This is a genomic window from Pseudarthrobacter sp. MDT1-40-2, assembly GCF_059383595.1.
This window is the reverse complement of the sequence record NZ_JBWZCL010000002.1, coordinates 660,659-675,068: the sequence shown is the minus strand read 5'-3', so window position 1 is coordinate 675,068 and position 14,410 is coordinate 660,659. Positions and strand designations below refer to the sequence as shown.

Sequence of the window (14,410 nt, the reverse complement as noted above, 5' to 3'; positions counted from 1 at the left end):
ATGCCCGGGGATCGGACAGGTAGGTCAGGAAATCATCAAAGTAAGCACTGCCACAAGCGTAACAAGTGGTTTTCCAAACAACGTTACGGTGGGGTCTTCCGCATCTCCGCGGTGCTCAGTACGCTGATGTGAGTGACGGATAGAAGCCACGCGGGGGTGGATCAGCCGGTAGTCCCGGCAGACGGTATGCGGACGTTTGTCCACGTGCTCGTGAACACCATGATCGCCAATGTCACCACCAGTTTCCTGTGGTTCGCACTGACGTTCTGGGTATACCTGGAAACGCGATCGGTGCTGGCCACCGGCATTATCGGTGGCGCGTACATGCTGCTGGTGGCGGCGTTTGGCATCCTGTTCGGCGCCGTGGTGGACCGGCACCGCAAGCACCACGTCATGGTGTTGTCCAGCATTGTCACTCTTATAGCCTTCATTGCTTCCGGCTTCCTTTACCTGAGTCACCCTGAATCGGAGCTGGTGGACCTGGGCGGGCCGTGGTTCTGGCTCTTTGCCGTCGTCATCCTGCTGGGCTCCGTGGTGGAAAACCTGCGGAATATTGCCCTGTCCACCACCGTGACGCTGCTGGTCCCGCTGGAACGGCACGCCAATGCCAACGGCATGGTGGGCACTGTCCAGGGCATGGCGTTCATCGTGACCAGCGTCTTCAGCGGGCTGGCGATCGGGTTTGTTGGCATGGGGTGGACCCTGGCCATCGCCATAGGCGCAACGCTGGTAGCCCTGGTGCACCTGGTCTGGCTTCGCATCCCGGAGGATCAGCCAGTGGCAGATGGTGGCCGCCCGCCCACTATCGACCTCCGCGGCAGCATCAAGGTGATCCGCGGCGTTCCGGGGCTGTTTGCCCTGATCCTTTTCGCCACGTTCAACAATCTCATCGCCGGCGTGTATATCGCGCTGATGGACCCGTACGGGCTGACGCTGTTTCCCGTGGAACTGTGGGGCGTGGTGTTCGGCGTTGCGTCCACAGGCTTCATCATTGGCGGACTTGCAATAGCGAAGTGGGGCCTGGGCAGCAACCCCATCCGCACCATGCTCCTGGTGGTAGCCGTCATGGGGTTGCTGGGCGCGTTCTTCACCATCCGCGAGTGGTGGTGGCTCTACGCGCTGGGCACGTGGGTCTATATGATGCTGATTCCGGCGGTGGAAGCGGCTGAGCAAACAGTCATCCAGAAGGTTGTGCCGTTCAAACGGCAGGGAAGGGTATTTGGCTTCGCGCAGGCCTTCGAATCCGCGGCTGCCCCCGTGACCGCATTCCTGATTGCCCCGATTGCTCAATTCTGGATCATCCCCTACATGGACTCCGGCGCGGGACAGGCCACCTGGGGGTGGCTGCTTGGCGACGGCGAAGCCCGCGGAATTGCCCTGGTTTTCCTCTTCAGCGGGTTGGCGATGGTGGTGCTGGCGCTGGTTGCCTTCGCCACCAGGGCCTTCCGGCTGTTGTCGGAGGAGATGCGGCTCAAACCCGAGTCTTCTGAACCGCAGCCAGAATCGCCTGACCCAGCTCGGACGGACGGGTGAACTGCGGCCAGTGGCCAGTGGGCAGATCCACGTATTCGACGTCGCGCATCTGCGCCAACTCTGCAGTGAACGGGTGCCCGGTAGCCAGAAATTCCTTCAGCATGGACGACGGAAACTCGCACGCGATGATGGTGGTGGGAACGTCGTAGCGGCGGGGGTTCCCGAGTTGCTGCGGATCCTGGGCAACTCCTCGGGGTTGCGGAATTGCCCGGGCCCGGAACCGTGCCCGCAACTCTTCAGTCAGGTCCGTCAGGTCCTCATCATCAAACAGTTCCCACGGCGGCAGCGGGATGTCGTCGCCGTCGGCCGGCAGTTCATCGTTGATCACGCCGCCCTCGCCGACCGGGCCGGCATCCACGTAGATGCAGCGGGCAATACGCTCCGGCCGGGCGTCGGCAACCGCGGAGATAATGGCACCGCCACCGGAATGCCCCACCAACACCGGCTTTCCGTCCAGGGAATCAACAACGCGGACGACGGCGTCAACATGGTCCCGGAGGCCGATTCCGGAACGGTCAGCGTCGGCGGACTCCAGGCCGGGAAGGGTGAGTGGGTGAACCGTGTGGCCCGCCGCTTCGAGGGCAGGGGTCACCTCCTCCCAAGAGCTAGCGTCCAGCCAGAATCCGGGTACGAGGATGATGTCCATGCCGGTACCTTATCGAGTAACCGTCCCAACCAGGTAGCACTAGTTGCCTTTCAGGGGGCCGTCACCGGCAACTGCTGCTACCCAGTTGAGCGGCGATGGCGCAGGATTGACGCATGAGCGGAAACGGCTCGACGGCAATGGAATTGGCGGCAGCGGCCGCAGGCGATGGTTGACACTAGGAGCGCTGGTGGGCGTGGTGGCGATCGTCGTCGGGCTGGTGGTCTTCAAGCCATGGCTGCTGTTCGTTGATGTCCGCGTGGACGAGCAGTTGCCCACCGTGGCAGCCCAGGCACCGTCCCCCGTTGCCTCCGGCGAGTCCGCCAGCGGTTCGCCGTCGCCGTCGTCCGGCCCTGTCCTCCCCGCGGGCCCCGTGGAACTGGCAACCGGCTCGCTGATCAGTCACGAGCACGCCACCAGCGGCACTGTCCGGATCGTCTCCCAGCCGGACGGAACCCGGGTCCTGACCCTGGAGAACCTCGACACTTCCAACGGGCCCGACGTTCATGTGTGGCTGAGCGCCGCGGACGTGGTGGAAGGAACCGACGGCTGGTACACCGCGGGCGGGGCGGAGTACTACGACCTGGGCCTGATCAAAGGCAACCAGGGCAACCAGGTGTACACGATTCCCGCCGAAGTGGACCTCACAAAGTACAAGGCCGTGGATCTGTGGTGTGTCCAGTTTGGCGTCTCATTCGGAGCAGCCCAGCTCCTTCCTAGGTAGCCGGTATGGGCGCGCCCAGAACTGCGTCCAGCAGCGAGTTGCGGAACTTGCCTTCCGGATCATGGCTGGCTGCCAGTGCGCGGAAGTCGGCGAACCGGGGGTACAGGGCTTCCCAGTCATGGCCGGTGGGCGTGAAGAGCTTGCCCCAGTGCGGGCGGGCGCCGAAAGGCTGGAGCAGCGATTCAAGTTCCGGAAGTACTGCCTCAACCTCGGCCTGCAGTGGCTTCCATGTGAAGTGCAGTGCCACGCTTTGCTGCCGGTAGAAGGGGCTGAGCCAGTATTCGTCCGCGGCCCCGGTCCGGATTTCCGAAACGAAAAGCAACGGCGAAAGCTTGCCGGAAATAGTCCGGACGGCCTCCAGCGCGGCCGGTGCCTGCTCCAGCGGCAGGATAAATTCACTCTGGAGTTCCTCGCCGTTGCTCGGCGTGAACTCGTGACGGAAATGCGGGAGCCGGTCAAGCCACGGACCCGGCTCATCCAGTTGCACCGTGCAGTTTTCGGCCGACATGTCCGGCAGCGGATGCCGCGGCCGGGTGGCCGCAGTGGCGCCGAACAGTCCACCAAGGGCAGGCTCCGAGTCGAGCGCCTTAAGCCACACCTGGTTGATGGAGTCGCCGGTGTAATCCGTGAACAGGCTGACGCTGTAGGCACTGGAAACCAAGGCGCGGAAGTCCGCGAGGGCGGTGTCCCAGGGCAGGTCTTCCAGGACCCGTTGGCGCATCAGGAAGCTGGGGCGAACGGACAGTTCGACGGCGGTCACCACACCCAGGGCGCCGAGACCCACCACGCTGCCCAAAAAGTCGTCGCCGTCAGCACGTGAGAGGGATACCTGCTCACCGGTTGCCCGGACCAGGTCAATACGTTCGATGGCGCCTGCCAGCGAGGGATTGTCCACCCCGGAACCGTGCGTGCCCGTCTGGATGGCACCTGCTACTGAAATGTGCGGCAGCGAAGCCAGGTTGTGGATGGCGAAACCGGAGCTCTCCAGGTCACGGCACAGCGCGCCGTAGCTGACACCGCCACTGACCCGTACCGTCTGACTCTGCGTGTCCAGTTCGATCTCCTGCGGCAGCGCATCCAGCAGCACATGCACGCCGTCGGTATCGGCCACCCGGTTGAAGGAGTGCCGCGAGCCTAGGGCCTTGATCCGGTCTGCGCCGGCCACTACAGCGGCCAGTTCGGCCACCGAGCCGGGACGCTTGACGTCCGCGGAGGAGTATTCGAGGTTTCCTGCCCAGTTCTTCATAAAGCCGACTTTCCGATCGTGTATGGCGCTCCGTCAACTGTCAGCGCTAACAAATTCAGTGTCAAGGTACTTCCAGCCATCGGTCCCGGCCGCTGCCTGCAGCAGAACCGGGGCCGGATACGGAGGCTGGTGGCCAATTCTATATCGTTGTAAATTTGCCGGATGACACTCGCGCCAACACCGCCCATGGGCTGGAACAGCTGGGATTGCTACGGCACCACCGTCACTGAAGACGAGGTGCTGGCCAATGCTTCCTTCATGGCTGAAACCCTGTTGCCTTACGGCTGGAACACCGTGGTGGTGGACATCCAGTGGTACGAACCCACGGCCCGCGCCGGTGGTTACAACGACGGCGCAGCCCTGGAACTGGATGGTTTTGGACGCCAACTTCCGGCCCTCAACCGCTTCCCGTCGGCAGCGGGAGGGGCGGGGTTCAGGGTCCTGGCGGACAGGGTTCATGCTCTGGGCCTCAAGTTCGGCCTGCACATCATGCGCGGCATTCCCCGGCAGGCCGTCCGGGACCGGCTGCCCATCGAAGGAACCACGTTCACTGCGGACCAGGCTGCCGATCAACAATCAGTGTGCGACTGGAATACTGACAACTTCGGGTTGAACCACGGGCATCCCGCCGCCCAGGCCTACTACGATTCCCAGATTCGGCTCTTTGCGGAGTGGGGCGTGGACTTCATTAAGGCTGACGACATGCTGGGCCCGTACTTCGACGCCGAAATCGCCGCTTATCACCAGGCCATCGCGCGGTGCGGCAGGCCGATGGTACTGAGCCTGTCGCCGGGCCGGGCGCTGTCCCTGGCGCGCCTGGAACACCTCCGCGGGAATGCCCAGATGTGGCGCGTTTCTGATGATCTGTGGGACGTGTGGGAAGACGTGGAGGCGCAGTTCACCAGGATGGCGCGGTGGGCTCCGCACCAACGCCCGGGTGCGTGGGCGGACGCTGACATGCTGCCGGTGGGACGGATTGCGCTGCGGGCCGAGCGCGGCGAGCCACGCTTGAGCCGCCTTACGATAAATGAGCAACGGACCATGATGACGCTCTGGGCCATCTCCCGCTCGCCGCTGATGCTGGGCTGTGATCTGCCGACCTCGCCGCCCGAAATCATGGAATTCCTGACCAACCGCGACGTACTTGACGTCCTGAACGCGAGCCGCAACAACCGTGAACTGCTGCGCGACGGGGATCTTGTGCTTTGGGCTGCAGAGAGTACGACGTCGGCAGAGCAGTTTGTCGCAGCCTTCAACACCGGGGCGGTTGATACGGTCCGGGTGGTCCCGCTCTGCGACCTGGGGCTTCCCGACGCCCCAGGGAAAGCGACGGAGGCGTGGAGTGGGGATGCCGCCGTCATAAAGCTGGAGAACGGACGGCGCGCCCTGGAGCTGAGGATCGCTCCGCACGGTGTGCAACTGTTCCGTTTCAGCCCGTTGCCCCGCTAGCCGGGGCTGCTGCTGGTAAGAGGAGGTCTGCGCCCGCTCTGAGGCAGGTTGTGCGCGTGAAAGTCGGTCATACCGCTTTGCCATGCGTGCAATAGGCATCACATCGCTTCGGCGAATCCCGGCTTCATTTCAATGAGCTGAATGAGGTTGCCGCAAGTGTCATCAAAGACGGCCACAAGGGCCGTGCCAATGTCAGTCGGCGGCTGAGTGAAAACCACGCCATGTCCGCTCAATCGGGCATGCTCGGCCTTGATGTCTTCTACGGAAAACTGGGCGAGCGGGATGCCGTCCTCCATCAGGGCATCCCGGTAAGGCTTAACGGCAGGGTGGCCCGACGGCTCCAACAGCAGTTCCGGTCCTTCAGGGGCTTCCGGGGAGGCGACGGTTAGCCAGAAGTCATCGCCAATCGGAATGTCATGGCGCTTTTCGAAGCCGAGTACGTCCGTGTAGAAAGCCAGGGCCGCCCGCTGATCGTCAACGAACAGGCTGGTCAGGGAAATTTTCATGGGTCAGGTCTCTTTCTGGTGGGGCCAGCGCTCGGTGATCTCTGCGAGTGGCGCCGGATTGAAGTAGTGGAACTTGGACCGGCCGCGCTTTTCCGTGACAACGAGGCCGGCGGACTCCAGTACGCTGAGGTGCTGCGAAATGGCCTGCCGTGTCAAAGACAGACCATGGCGCATGGCCATCATGGTGCAGATCTCCAACAGGGTCTGCCCGTCCCGCGCTGACAGATCATCCAGGATCAGGCGCCTGGTGTCGTCGTCGAGTGCCCGGAAGATATCGGCCATGGGTTCAGTATAGGCAAGTAGTTGCTTGCATATTAAGCATTGGTCCTGCAGAAGGGAAGCCCGGTTTGCTCGTGCAGGGGCTGTCCCACCCGGGGTGCCCGGCAGTAGCCTGAACCTATGGTTAAGGTTTCGGATAGCCGGCAACAGAGGGTGGCCGCCCCCTCCAGAACTGCAGGAATACTCTTCGGACTGGGCCTGGGCGGCTTCGTCGACGGTATCGTCCTGCACCAGATCCTGCAGTGGCACCACATGGTCAGCCACGTGGAAGAGTTCCCCACGAGCACCGTGGCCGGACTCCAGGTAAACACCCTGGCTGACGGTTTCTTCCACGTTGCCACCTGGTTCCTGGTTCTCGCCGCCTCGATCGTCATGCTGGTGGAATGGCGCCGTGGACGGCGTGCGCCCAGTTGGAGCTTCCATTTTGGCCTGGTGCTGGCCGGCTGGGGGATCTTCAACCTGGTGGAGGGCCTGATCAACCACCATCTCCTGCAGATTCACCACGTCCGGGATGACCTGGGCGCTCCAGTGGCCTGGGATATCGGCTTTCTCGCCTTTGGGCTCGCGCTGCTGTTTGGCGGTTGGTTGCTGCACCGCCGCGGGCAGCGGACTGCCAGCGGACAGTCCCTCAGGCCGTGATCCGAGGGAAGACTCAACGTCCGCGGGAGAATGCCGCGATCAGGACTGCGGTAACCGAGGCAAGGAGCTGTGCCGCAATCAGGATGCCTGGCACCTCTCCTGCATACAACGCCAGCAGCACCGGAGCCATCGCCAGCACCACCGCATCCACGCCTGCGGTAAATGAGCGCAACTGAACGCTTGCCACCGGGCCGAAGGGCGTTTCCACCAGCGGCGTCGACCAATCCGGTGCCCGGCGATATGCCCCCCGGATCGCCCCCGCACCCATTCCCAGGCCGCAGAGGACGCCCAGAAGGACCAGCGCGGGACCGGCAATGCCCAGAAGAACCAGTCCGCCGGTCAGGATCCCCATCCACAGCGACAATGCCAGCGCCGGCATCATCATTCTGCTCAGCCGGACTGCCGCCGGATGGAGCGGGAGGACGGCATCGACGCCGGGTGTGATCGCCGTACGTTTGGCGACGTGGCCCGCGGCGGATGCGGCGGCGCAGCCAGCCACCAGCAGGACCGCCAGGCGGGCTGGAAGCGCCAGTCCGCCGTCGGCCATCATCACCGCGAGGCCGAACGCCAGGAACATGGCCAACTTCCGTCCCGGTGCGGGCTGCCGCAGGAAGGCCGCGGCATCGGCCAGGAACAGCGCCGTCCACGGACCCCTTGCGTGGAGCGCGTAGAGACGCCGGAAGGTGGTGACCGACCCGCTGCGCGGGCTGCCGCTGAGGGCGCGCGTCAACTCATTGAAGTCGATGAAGAAGAGCGCTGCCCCGGCATGGCCTGCCACTGCGCCCCCGCGGGTCAGGCTGGTGCCCGGGATGGTGCCCAGCCGGGGTGCGACAAATAGCCAGAGGACTGCAACGGCCACCGCCAGGAGTATCACCGGCCAGGATGTCCCGGCTGATGCGATGGCGGGAAGGGCTGACACCGCCAATGCCAGCGCGAAAGTCGGCACAGGCCCGTGGGGCCACTTCGGCAACTGGCGCATCGCTGCCAGCAGCATCACCGCAGCAGTCGCCAGGCCGAACGTCACGGATCCCAGGACATGGCCTCCCGGGTTCGCATCCAGTTCCGTCAGGGCGCTGAAGGGGAGGTATGCGATGCATGCAGCCAACGCGAACAGCACTACGCGCCGCAGGAAGCTGCCCTCCACCATCCTTCGTCGCCCTACTGGAAGGGCCAACCACCAAAAGGCCTCCGTCCGCGTGACACTGACAGGCCCCACTTTCCGGCTCAACGACGCGATCGCCAGCAGGGCTGAGACCGTCAGCGCGGCGTGGAAAAGCTCCTGCGGGATGACTACCACCGCGGCGGAGGCTCCGCGAGGTTCAAGGATCAGGTGCGTCCTGACCGCGAAAACCAGCGAGCCCAGCATCATCAGGAGGACAGCGGCACCCAGCCCGGCGCTGTACAGGTCCAGCAGCACATCAAGGTGCCGGCGCTCGCGGCGGCTGCGCTGCCGTGCTGCGGTCCGGGTAAAACGGACGACGTCGAACGGTTGGCTTTCCAGGGACGTCCCCAAGGGCGTGGTCATCAGTGTGAACTGGCAATGTCCGCCGCGGCGCGCTGGGGAGTCAGTTCCAGCACGGTCTCGTCGATCAGCAGCGCGCGGTCTGCTGTCCGGAGTAACAGCCCGGGATCGTGGGTGACCAGGAGGACGCCTCCGCCCGCCTCGGTGTAGGTGCGGATCCGCCCTGCCAGCTGCTCCCGCATCACCGGATCAAGGCGCTGCTCCGGTTCATCCAGGATGAGCAGTGAGGATGGGCGCACCAGGGCCGAGGCCAGCAGCAACCTGCGCCGCTGCCCCGAGGAGACGAGATCCGGGACGACGTCTGCGCGGTGCCCAAGGCCGAAGAACTCCAGTTCCCGGGCCACCGCGCCGTCCGGGTCCGGTACCGAATGTCCGCGTGCCACGAGCTGGAGATGCTCCCTGACGCTGAGCGACGGGAAAAAGATGTCCTCATCGAAAACCGCGGCCACGGCCCGGCGGAAGTTCACCGAATCTTCGTTGACGGGCAGCCCATCGAACCGGACCTCACCGTCGAGGGGCACCTGTTTGCCGGCAATGGTTCTGGCCACCGTGGATTTACCGGCGCCGTTGAAGCCGACCATGGCCAGGACTTCTCCCGCCTCCAGCCGGGCCGTTACCGGACCACATACCGCCACGCCGCCATAGCCAACAGACAGGCCGGATACTTCCAGAAGCGCCCCCACTCGATCCATACGTCCAAATCTAACGTGGGCGTTGGGCCGGTGGCGCGCCGCCCCGACCGGGTGGGACCCACCCGGTCGGGGCGGACGAAGTGTGCCGGGCTACTTCACTGAAAGTTCGACGGCGTCCGTGGTCACCTTTCCGTGGGCGTTCTGGAACACCGCGCGGACCAGCAGTCCGTCCTGGTCGGCTGCCACCGCGGGGAACTCCAGCGTTGAGCGGTACGTCCCTTCGTCCGTGCGTCTGGTGAGCGGCTGGGCGTCGATACCCTGCCAGGTGCCGCCGTCGTCGGATGATGTTTCCCATACGGCAACCGGGCCCGGCGTTCCGGTGGCTGATGCAGTGAAGGAGGCCTTCTTTCCTGCCTTCGAAGCCGCTGCCTTAGGCTGTTTCTGCACCGCCGGCAGTTCCACGGTCTGGTCAAACTCCGGCCAGCCATCCACCCAGTTGATCTTCTGGATGCCAAGGGTGGGGAAGTAGGGGATGTCCTGGTTGGAGCCGTCGTAATAGTGGAAAGCCAGGTAATCGCCAAACACTGACTGGCCACCTGGCCCCGTTACTGCACCGTGTGAATCAAGGACCACCGAGCCACCACCACCAAACATGTCACGGCCGTCCTTGTCCAGGTACGGCCCCTTCACGGACGTCGAGCGGCCCACGGCAACCTTGTACGTGGAATCGCCGCCGCGGCAGCAGTGGTCGAAGGACACAAACAGGTAGTAGTAGCCATCGTGTTGGGTGATGTACGGCGCTTCGACCGGGTTTCCGGCCATAAAACGGTCAGCAATGTTCACGGTCTTGGACTGCCAGTCCGCCACCGGCTTACCGCTGGGCCATTCGATCGGCACCAGGAAAATGCCGTACCAGAACGAGCCGATGGCCATATACGGCGTTCCGTCCGCGTCCTCGATGATGCCGGCATCGATCGCGTTGAACGTCTTGTTGGGATTGTTCGGATCCAGGCCGGTCGCGGGGGAGGAGACCACCATGCCCTGGTCCACCCACTCGTATTCGGGATCGTTGGGGTCAAGGGTGGTGTTTGTGGCCAGCGCGGTGAGGGAGTTGTTTCCGCCAAAGCGCGACGCCGAGTAGTACAGGTAGTAGGTTCCGTCATGTTCGGTGATTTCCGGAGCCCAGAGATTGTCCGGGAGCGCGCCGTCGGCAAAATGCTGGTCAATCCAGGCGGGGATACGGTCCCACACATTGCCGCTGTATGCCCAGGTGGTGCCCTGATCGTGTGAGGACCAGATCTGGATAGTGCCGCCGCCTTCCCGGTTCAGGCGTCCGGTGGAGTAGACGTACCAGGTGCCGTCGTCGTCGATGATGAGAGCGGGGTCGTGGATCGGGGAGGTTTCGCCCACAACGGTTTTGCCGCCAACGGGATCTGCTTGCAGCTTTTGCGTGGCAGCAGCTGACTCTGTGGCAATGCCGGGAGGTGGTGCCGTGACAGTGGGGAGTATGGCGGCGGTCAGGGCGATGCTGAAAACAGCCGCCACACCCGCGGCGCGCGCTGCCCATGGACGTGACTTCGTCATCACGTGGTCCTTCCAGAAAGGTGGATCGGAAAAGGGTCGGCAGCGGGGGATGCGCCCGGGCTGCAAAACTTGCAACGTTGTAACGGAAATATGGCATGGGGTGGCCCGGGCCGTCAAGAGTTAGGGCCGCCGTTGAAAATTAACTGGAAGTTCACCCTTGACGATTCGACAGCAGCCGTGTGAAGGTTTCTTACAACGTTGCAACGAATCCCCCGGATGCCCGTTCGCCTCCGCGGACGGTGGGGGGCCAGTACCACCTCACCCCCTACTGACTGCTCCACCCAACTTGGAAGGAACACGTGATAATGAAGTCACGTCCCATAGCCGCCACCCTGGCGCTCTTCACCGCAGCAGGCCTGATGCTGGGCGGCTGCGCTGCCCCCAGCGCGGAAGACAGCGGCGAAAAGAAGCTGACGTTTATGTTCCGCGGCGGCGAAGATGAGAAGAAGGCCTACGAAAAGGCCGTCGAGCAGTTCGAAGCTGCCAACGGCGTTGACGTGGACATCATTGTCACCACCGCTGACCAGTACGCCACCAAGCTCAAGGCCGCGATCGCCGGCAAGCAGATCCCCGATGTGTTCTACATCGGCCCGGGTGATGTGCAGGCTTACGTGCAGAACGGGATCGTCAAGGACATCACGGAGTACGTGGAAGGCTCCGACACGATCGACCTGGACAACATCTGGGAGTACGGCGTGGACAGCTACCGCTACGACGGCAAGCTGGTCGGGGAAGGCGCCATCTACGCCCTGCCCAAGGACGTTGGACCCTTCTCCTTCGGCTACAACAAGACGATGCTTGAAAAGGCCGGGATACCACTGCCGGACAAGGACAAGCCCTACACGTTCGATGAGTTCGTGGATGCCGCCAAGAAGCTCACGGCGGACACCAACGGCGATGGCACTCTGGATCAGTGGGGTACCGGCCTGAACGTCCAGTGGAACCTGCAGCCTTTCGTCTGGTCCAACGGTGGCGATTGGCTCAACGAGGACCGCACCAAGGTCACCGTGGACACCCCGGAATTTGCGGAATCCCTGCAGTGGTTCGCTGATCTGCAGAACGTCCATGGCGTGACTCCATCGGTGGCCGAGGCCCAGACGCTGGACACCTACCAGCGCTGGATGAAGGGTGAGATCGGGTTCTTCCCGATCGCCCCGTGGGACCTCTCCACCTACCAGAAGCTCGGCTTTGAATGGGATGTGATTCCCTACCCGGCGGGTAAAACCGGGAAGACGGCCAGCTGGATCGGCAGCCTGGGCATCGCGGTCTCGGAGACCACCAAGCACCCGGAAGAGGCCGTCAAACTGGTGGAGTACCTCACGGCCGACAAGGAAGCGCAGCAGAGCCTGGTGGACGCCGGCATCCAGATTCCCAACCTTAAGGACATGGCTGAGACCTGGGCCGCGGACACCACAACCAAGCCGGCCAACAAGGCTGAGTTCCTGGAAGTCGTGAAGGACTACGGCCGTGCGCTGCCCGGCGGCAACACGTTCAACGCCGAGTGGTACGACGAGCTCTGGACGAACATCCAGCCCGTCCTGGACGGCAAGCAGACCGCGGCGGACTACCTGAAGGAAGCGCAGCCCAGGATGCAGGAATTCCTGGACGCAGCCAACCAGCAGGCCGGACACTAGCGCCTCCTGCGGTAAGTCCTCTGCAGTAAAGCAAGGTGCCGCGGCAGTACCCGAGTACCGCCGCGGCACCTGATCACTTGTCCTTCCCCCAGTACCACCTCCACAAATCATCGATCAAAGAGGATCCAGCGATGACCACCACCATCAACCGCCGTTCACGGCTCCACCGGAAGGAACACCAGGCCGCGCTGCTCTTTGTTGCCATACCGGTGCTTGGATTCCTCCTCTTCACGCTTTTCCCGTTGCTGTTCTCCGTCTACGCCTCCTTCACGAGCTGGAACGGAATTTCCGCTCCCAAGTTCAACGGTCTGGACAACTACGTCAAGATGTTCGGCGACAGGTACTTCCTGAAGTCGCTGTGGAACACGCTGTTCATGATGATCGGCATCCCCATCGGCCTGGTGATCTCGTTGGCCCTGGCCCTGGCCATGAACCGGAAAATGCGTGGCACCACGTTCTTCCGTACCGTTTATTACCTGCCGGTCATCTCCTCCATTGCGGCCGTAGCCATCCTCTGGCAGTGGGCCTTCAACGGCGACTTCGGCCTCATCAACCAGGGCCTGGGGCTGCTGGGAATCGACGGCCCCAACTGGCTGCAGGACACGGCCACGGTAAAGCCTGCGCTGATCATCATGGCCATCTGGAAGGGTCTGGGCTACTCAATGCTGCTGTACCTGGCGGCGCTGCAATCCGTACCCCGGTACCTCTACGAAGCCGCTTCCCTTGACGGCGCCACCGCCTGGCAGCAGTTCCGCCACATCACGGTCCCGATGGTCCGTCCGGTCACGTTCTTCCTGATCGTCACCAGCATCATCGGCGGCTCGCAGATCTTCGTGGAAATCAACATTATGACCCCTACGGGCGGCCCCGAGTTCGAATCGGCAACCATCGTTTGGTACATCTGGCAGAAAGCCTTCGACAACCTTCAAATGGGCTACGCCTCGGCGATGTCAGTCATCCTGGGCCTGCTGGTGTTCATCATTACCTTCATCCAGTTCCGGCTTAACCGCCGTAACCAGTTTTCGATCGATTGAGGCAGGCAGCCATGTCGACACAGAATGTTGTGACCACCCCACCGCTGGACCCTACGGAGGCCATACCGGCGACCTATCGCAAGAACGCGCGGGGCGGAGCCGGGAACGGCAGTGCTTCCCGCGGCGCCGGCCGGGGCGAGAAATCCACCAAGGACGGGCTTCGGCTGGGTAACATCCTGACCACGCTGATCCTGTCCGTTGGCGCCATAGTCATGATCGCCCCGCTGGCCTGGACGTTCTCCACGTCGCTGAAGACCAAGGACGGCGTCTTCGAGCTTCCGCCGCAGTGGATCCCGGATCCGTTCGTCTGGGAAAACTACCTCCGGATCTGGACGGCGGGTCCGCTGCTGAGCGGCATCCAAAACAGCCTGATCGTGGCGGCGTCCGTCACGATCGTCGGATCACTTACCTCCGCGCTCGCTGCCTTCGCCTTCGCAAAGATGCGGATGCCCTTCAAGAACGCCATGTTCCTGGGGCTTCTGTCCGGCCTGATGATCCCGTTCCCCACGCTGATGATTCCGCAGTTCACCATCTTCGCCAGCATCGGTTGGGTGGATACCCTCCTGCCGCTGATTGTCCCAGGGCTCTTTGGCAACATCATCATGATCTTCTTCCTGCGCCAGTTCCTGAACAGCATCCCGGACTCGATCGTGGAGGCAGCAAGGATCGACGGCGCGTCCTACCTGCAGATCTTCTGGACGCTGATCCTGCCGGCCATCCGCCCTGCGCTGGCCGCACAGTTCATCCTTTGGTTCATGGCCGTCTGGAACGACTACCTGGCGCCCATCATCTACCTGAACTCGCCGGGCACGCAGACGCTGCAGCTGGTCATCGCCAACTTCAACGCCCAGTACGCCATCCAGACGGATTACCCGCTGATCATGGCGGCGTCGTTTATCGCGCTGCTGCCGGTACTGATCGTCTTCGTCGTCTTCCAGCGCCAGATCATCGAATCCATTGCGCTGTCCGGATCCAAGGGCTGAAC

At 63.2% G+C, this 14,410-nt stretch carries 14 protein-coding genes; 7 read left to right on the top strand and 7 right to left on the bottom strand.

Features of this window, described 5'->3' with window-relative positions; genetic code table 11:
- Positions 1 to 186 precede the first annotated feature (186 nt).
- Positions 187 to 1,533, top strand: a complete 1,347-nt coding sequence (locus AC50X5_RS09335; protein WP_494976084.1) for an MFS transporter — start codon at positions 187 to 189, stop codon at positions 1,531 to 1,533.
- Here the strand turns inward: AC50X5_RS09335 and AC50X5_RS09330 are convergent.
- The gene (locus AC50X5_RS09330) at positions 1,472 to 2,179 is read right to left on the bottom strand and encodes an alpha/beta fold hydrolase (RefSeq protein WP_494975802.1); all 708 of its coding nucleotides are present in this window, start codon (positions 2,177 to 2,179) and stop codon (positions 1,472 to 1,474) included. The genes AC50X5_RS09335 and AC50X5_RS09330 overlap by 62 nt on opposite strands.
- Positions 2,180 to 2,348: 169 nt before the next feature.
- Here AC50X5_RS09330 and AC50X5_RS09325 point away from each other — a divergent pair, with 169 nt between their 5' ends.
- A complete protein-coding gene (locus tag AC50X5_RS09325; protein ID WP_494975801.1) occupies positions 2,349 to 2,900 on the top strand; it encodes a DM13 domain-containing protein in 552 nt (183 codons plus the stop codon).
- Here AC50X5_RS09325 and AC50X5_RS09320 read toward each other — a convergent pair.
- Positions 2,893 to 4,146: a D-arabinono-1,4-lactone oxidase gene (locus AC50X5_RS09320; RefSeq protein WP_494975800.1), complete on the bottom strand. Its 1,254-nt coding sequence runs from the start codon at positions 4,144 to 4,146 to the stop codon at positions 2,893 to 2,895. The two genes, AC50X5_RS09325 and AC50X5_RS09320, sit on opposite strands and share 8 nt — an antisense overlap.
- A gap of 162 nt (positions 4,147 to 4,308) precedes the next feature.
- Here AC50X5_RS09320 and AC50X5_RS09315 point away from each other — a divergent pair, with 162 nt between their 5' ends.
- The gene (locus AC50X5_RS09315; RefSeq protein ID WP_494975799.1) at positions 4,309 to 5,595 is read left to right on the top strand and encodes a glycoside hydrolase family 27 protein; all 1,287 of its coding nucleotides are present in this window, start codon (positions 4,309 to 4,311) and stop codon (positions 5,593 to 5,595) included.
- 98 nt (positions 5,596 to 5,693) lie between these two features.
- Here AC50X5_RS09315 and AC50X5_RS09310 read toward each other — a convergent pair whose 3' ends face one another.
- Entirely contained in the window at positions 5,694 to 6,101 is a 408-nt protein-coding gene (locus AC50X5_RS09310) for a VOC family protein (RefSeq protein WP_494975798.1), read from the bottom strand.
- Positions 6,102 to 6,104: 3 nt separating this feature from the next.
- Positions 6,105 to 6,383: an ArsR/SmtB family transcription factor gene (locus AC50X5_RS09305; RefSeq protein WP_494975797.1), complete on the bottom strand. Its 279-nt coding sequence runs from the start codon at positions 6,381 to 6,383 to the stop codon at positions 6,105 to 6,107.
- Positions 6,384 to 6,500: 117 nt separating this feature from the next.
- On the opposite strand from AC50X5_RS09305, the gene AC50X5_RS09300 reads away from it, so the two are divergent.
- The gene (locus AC50X5_RS09300; protein WP_494975796.1) at positions 6,501 to 7,019 is read left to right on the top strand and encodes a DUF2243 domain-containing protein; all 519 of its coding nucleotides are present in this window, start codon (positions 6,501 to 6,503) and stop codon (positions 7,017 to 7,019) included.
- A gap of 13 nt (positions 7,020 to 7,032) precedes the next feature.
- On the opposite strand, the gene AC50X5_RS09295 is transcribed toward AC50X5_RS09300, so the two are convergent.
- The 3 genes from AC50X5_RS09295 to AC50X5_RS09285 form a co-directional block, all read right to left on the bottom strand.
- Positions 7,033 to 8,544 (bottom strand): DUF6297 family protein, encoded by a 1,512-nt coding sequence (locus AC50X5_RS09295; RefSeq protein ID WP_494975795.1) that lies wholly within the window; start codon positions 8,542 to 8,544, stop codon positions 7,033 to 7,035.
- Entirely contained in the window at positions 8,544 to 9,233 is a 690-nt protein-coding gene (locus AC50X5_RS09290; protein ID WP_494975794.1) for an ABC transporter ATP-binding protein, read from the bottom strand. Before AC50X5_RS09290 ends, AC50X5_RS09295 begins: the two co-directional genes overlap by 1 nt.
- Positions 9,234 to 9,323: 90 nt before the next feature.
- Entirely contained in the window at positions 9,324 to 10,757 is a 1,434-nt protein-coding gene (locus AC50X5_RS09285) for an arabinan endo-1,5-alpha-L-arabinosidase (protein ID WP_494975793.1), read from the bottom strand.
- 305 nt (positions 10,758 to 11,062) lie between these two features.
- Here AC50X5_RS09285 and AC50X5_RS09280 point away from each other — a divergent pair, with 305 nt between their 5' ends.
- The 3 genes from AC50X5_RS09280 to AC50X5_RS09270 all read left to right on the top strand — a co-directional run bounded on the left by AC50X5_RS09280 (position 11,063) and on the right by AC50X5_RS09270 (position 14,408).
- The gene (locus tag AC50X5_RS09280; RefSeq protein WP_494975792.1) at positions 11,063 to 12,391 is read left to right on the top strand and encodes an ABC transporter substrate-binding protein; all 1,329 of its coding nucleotides are present in this window, start codon (positions 11,063 to 11,065) and stop codon (positions 12,389 to 12,391) included.
- Between the two features lie 131 nt (positions 12,392 to 12,522).
- Positions 12,523 to 13,425: a carbohydrate ABC transporter permease gene (locus tag AC50X5_RS09275; protein ID WP_494975791.1), complete on the top strand. Its 903-nt coding sequence runs from the start codon at positions 12,523 to 12,525 to the stop codon at positions 13,423 to 13,425.
- 11 nt (positions 13,426 to 13,436) lie between these two features.
- Positions 13,437 to 14,408, top strand: a complete 972-nt coding sequence (locus AC50X5_RS09270; protein WP_494975790.1) for a carbohydrate ABC transporter permease — start codon at positions 13,437 to 13,439, stop codon at positions 14,406 to 14,408.
- Positions 14,409 to 14,410 lie beyond the last annotated feature (2 nt).

Bases quoted from the DNA above. Each gene is read 5' to 3' on its own strand.
- AC50X5_RS09335 (WP_494976084.1), top strand. From the start codon at position 187: ATGCGGACGTTTGTCCACGTGCTCGTGAACACCATGATCGCCAATGTC.
- AC50X5_RS09330 (WP_494975802.1), bottom strand. From the start codon at position 2,179: ATGGACATCATCCTCGTACCCGGATTCTGGCTGGACGCTAGCTCTTGG.
- AC50X5_RS09320 (WP_494975800.1), bottom strand. From the start codon at position 4,146: ATGAAGAACTGGGCAGGAAACCTCGAATACTCCTCCGCGGACGTCAAG.
- AC50X5_RS09315 (WP_494975799.1), top strand. From the start codon at position 4,309: ATGACACTCGCGCCAACACCGCCCATGGGCTGGAACAGCTGGGATTGC.
- AC50X5_RS09310 (WP_494975798.1), bottom strand. From the start codon at position 6,101: ATGAAAATTTCCCTGACCAGCCTGTTCGTTGACGATCAGCGGGCGGCC.
- AC50X5_RS09305 (WP_494975797.1), bottom strand. From the start codon at position 6,383: ATGGCCGATATCTTCCGGGCACTCGACGACGACACCAGGCGCCTGATC.
- AC50X5_RS09300 (WP_494975796.1), top strand. From the start codon at position 6,501: ATGGTTAAGGTTTCGGATAGCCGGCAACAGAGGGTGGCCGCCCCCTCC.
- AC50X5_RS09295 (WP_494975795.1), bottom strand. From the start codon at position 8,544: ATGACCACGCCCTTGGGGACGTCCCTGGAAAGCCAACCGTTCGACGTC.
- AC50X5_RS09290 (WP_494975794.1), bottom strand. From the start codon at position 9,233: ATGGATCGAGTGGGGGCGCTTCTGGAAGTATCCGGCCTGTCTGTTGGC.
- AC50X5_RS09285 (WP_494975793.1), bottom strand. From the start codon at position 10,757: ATGACGAAGTCACGTCCATGGGCAGCGCGCGCCGCGGGTGTGGCGGCT.
- AC50X5_RS09280 (WP_494975792.1), top strand. From the start codon at position 11,063: ATGAAGTCACGTCCCATAGCCGCCACCCTGGCGCTCTTCACCGCAGCA.
- AC50X5_RS09275 (WP_494975791.1), top strand. From the start codon at position 12,523: ATGACCACCACCATCAACCGCCGTTCACGGCTCCACCGGAAGGAACAC.
- AC50X5_RS09270 (WP_494975790.1), top strand. From the start codon at position 13,437: ATGTCGACACAGAATGTTGTGACCACCCCACCGCTGGACCCTACGGAG.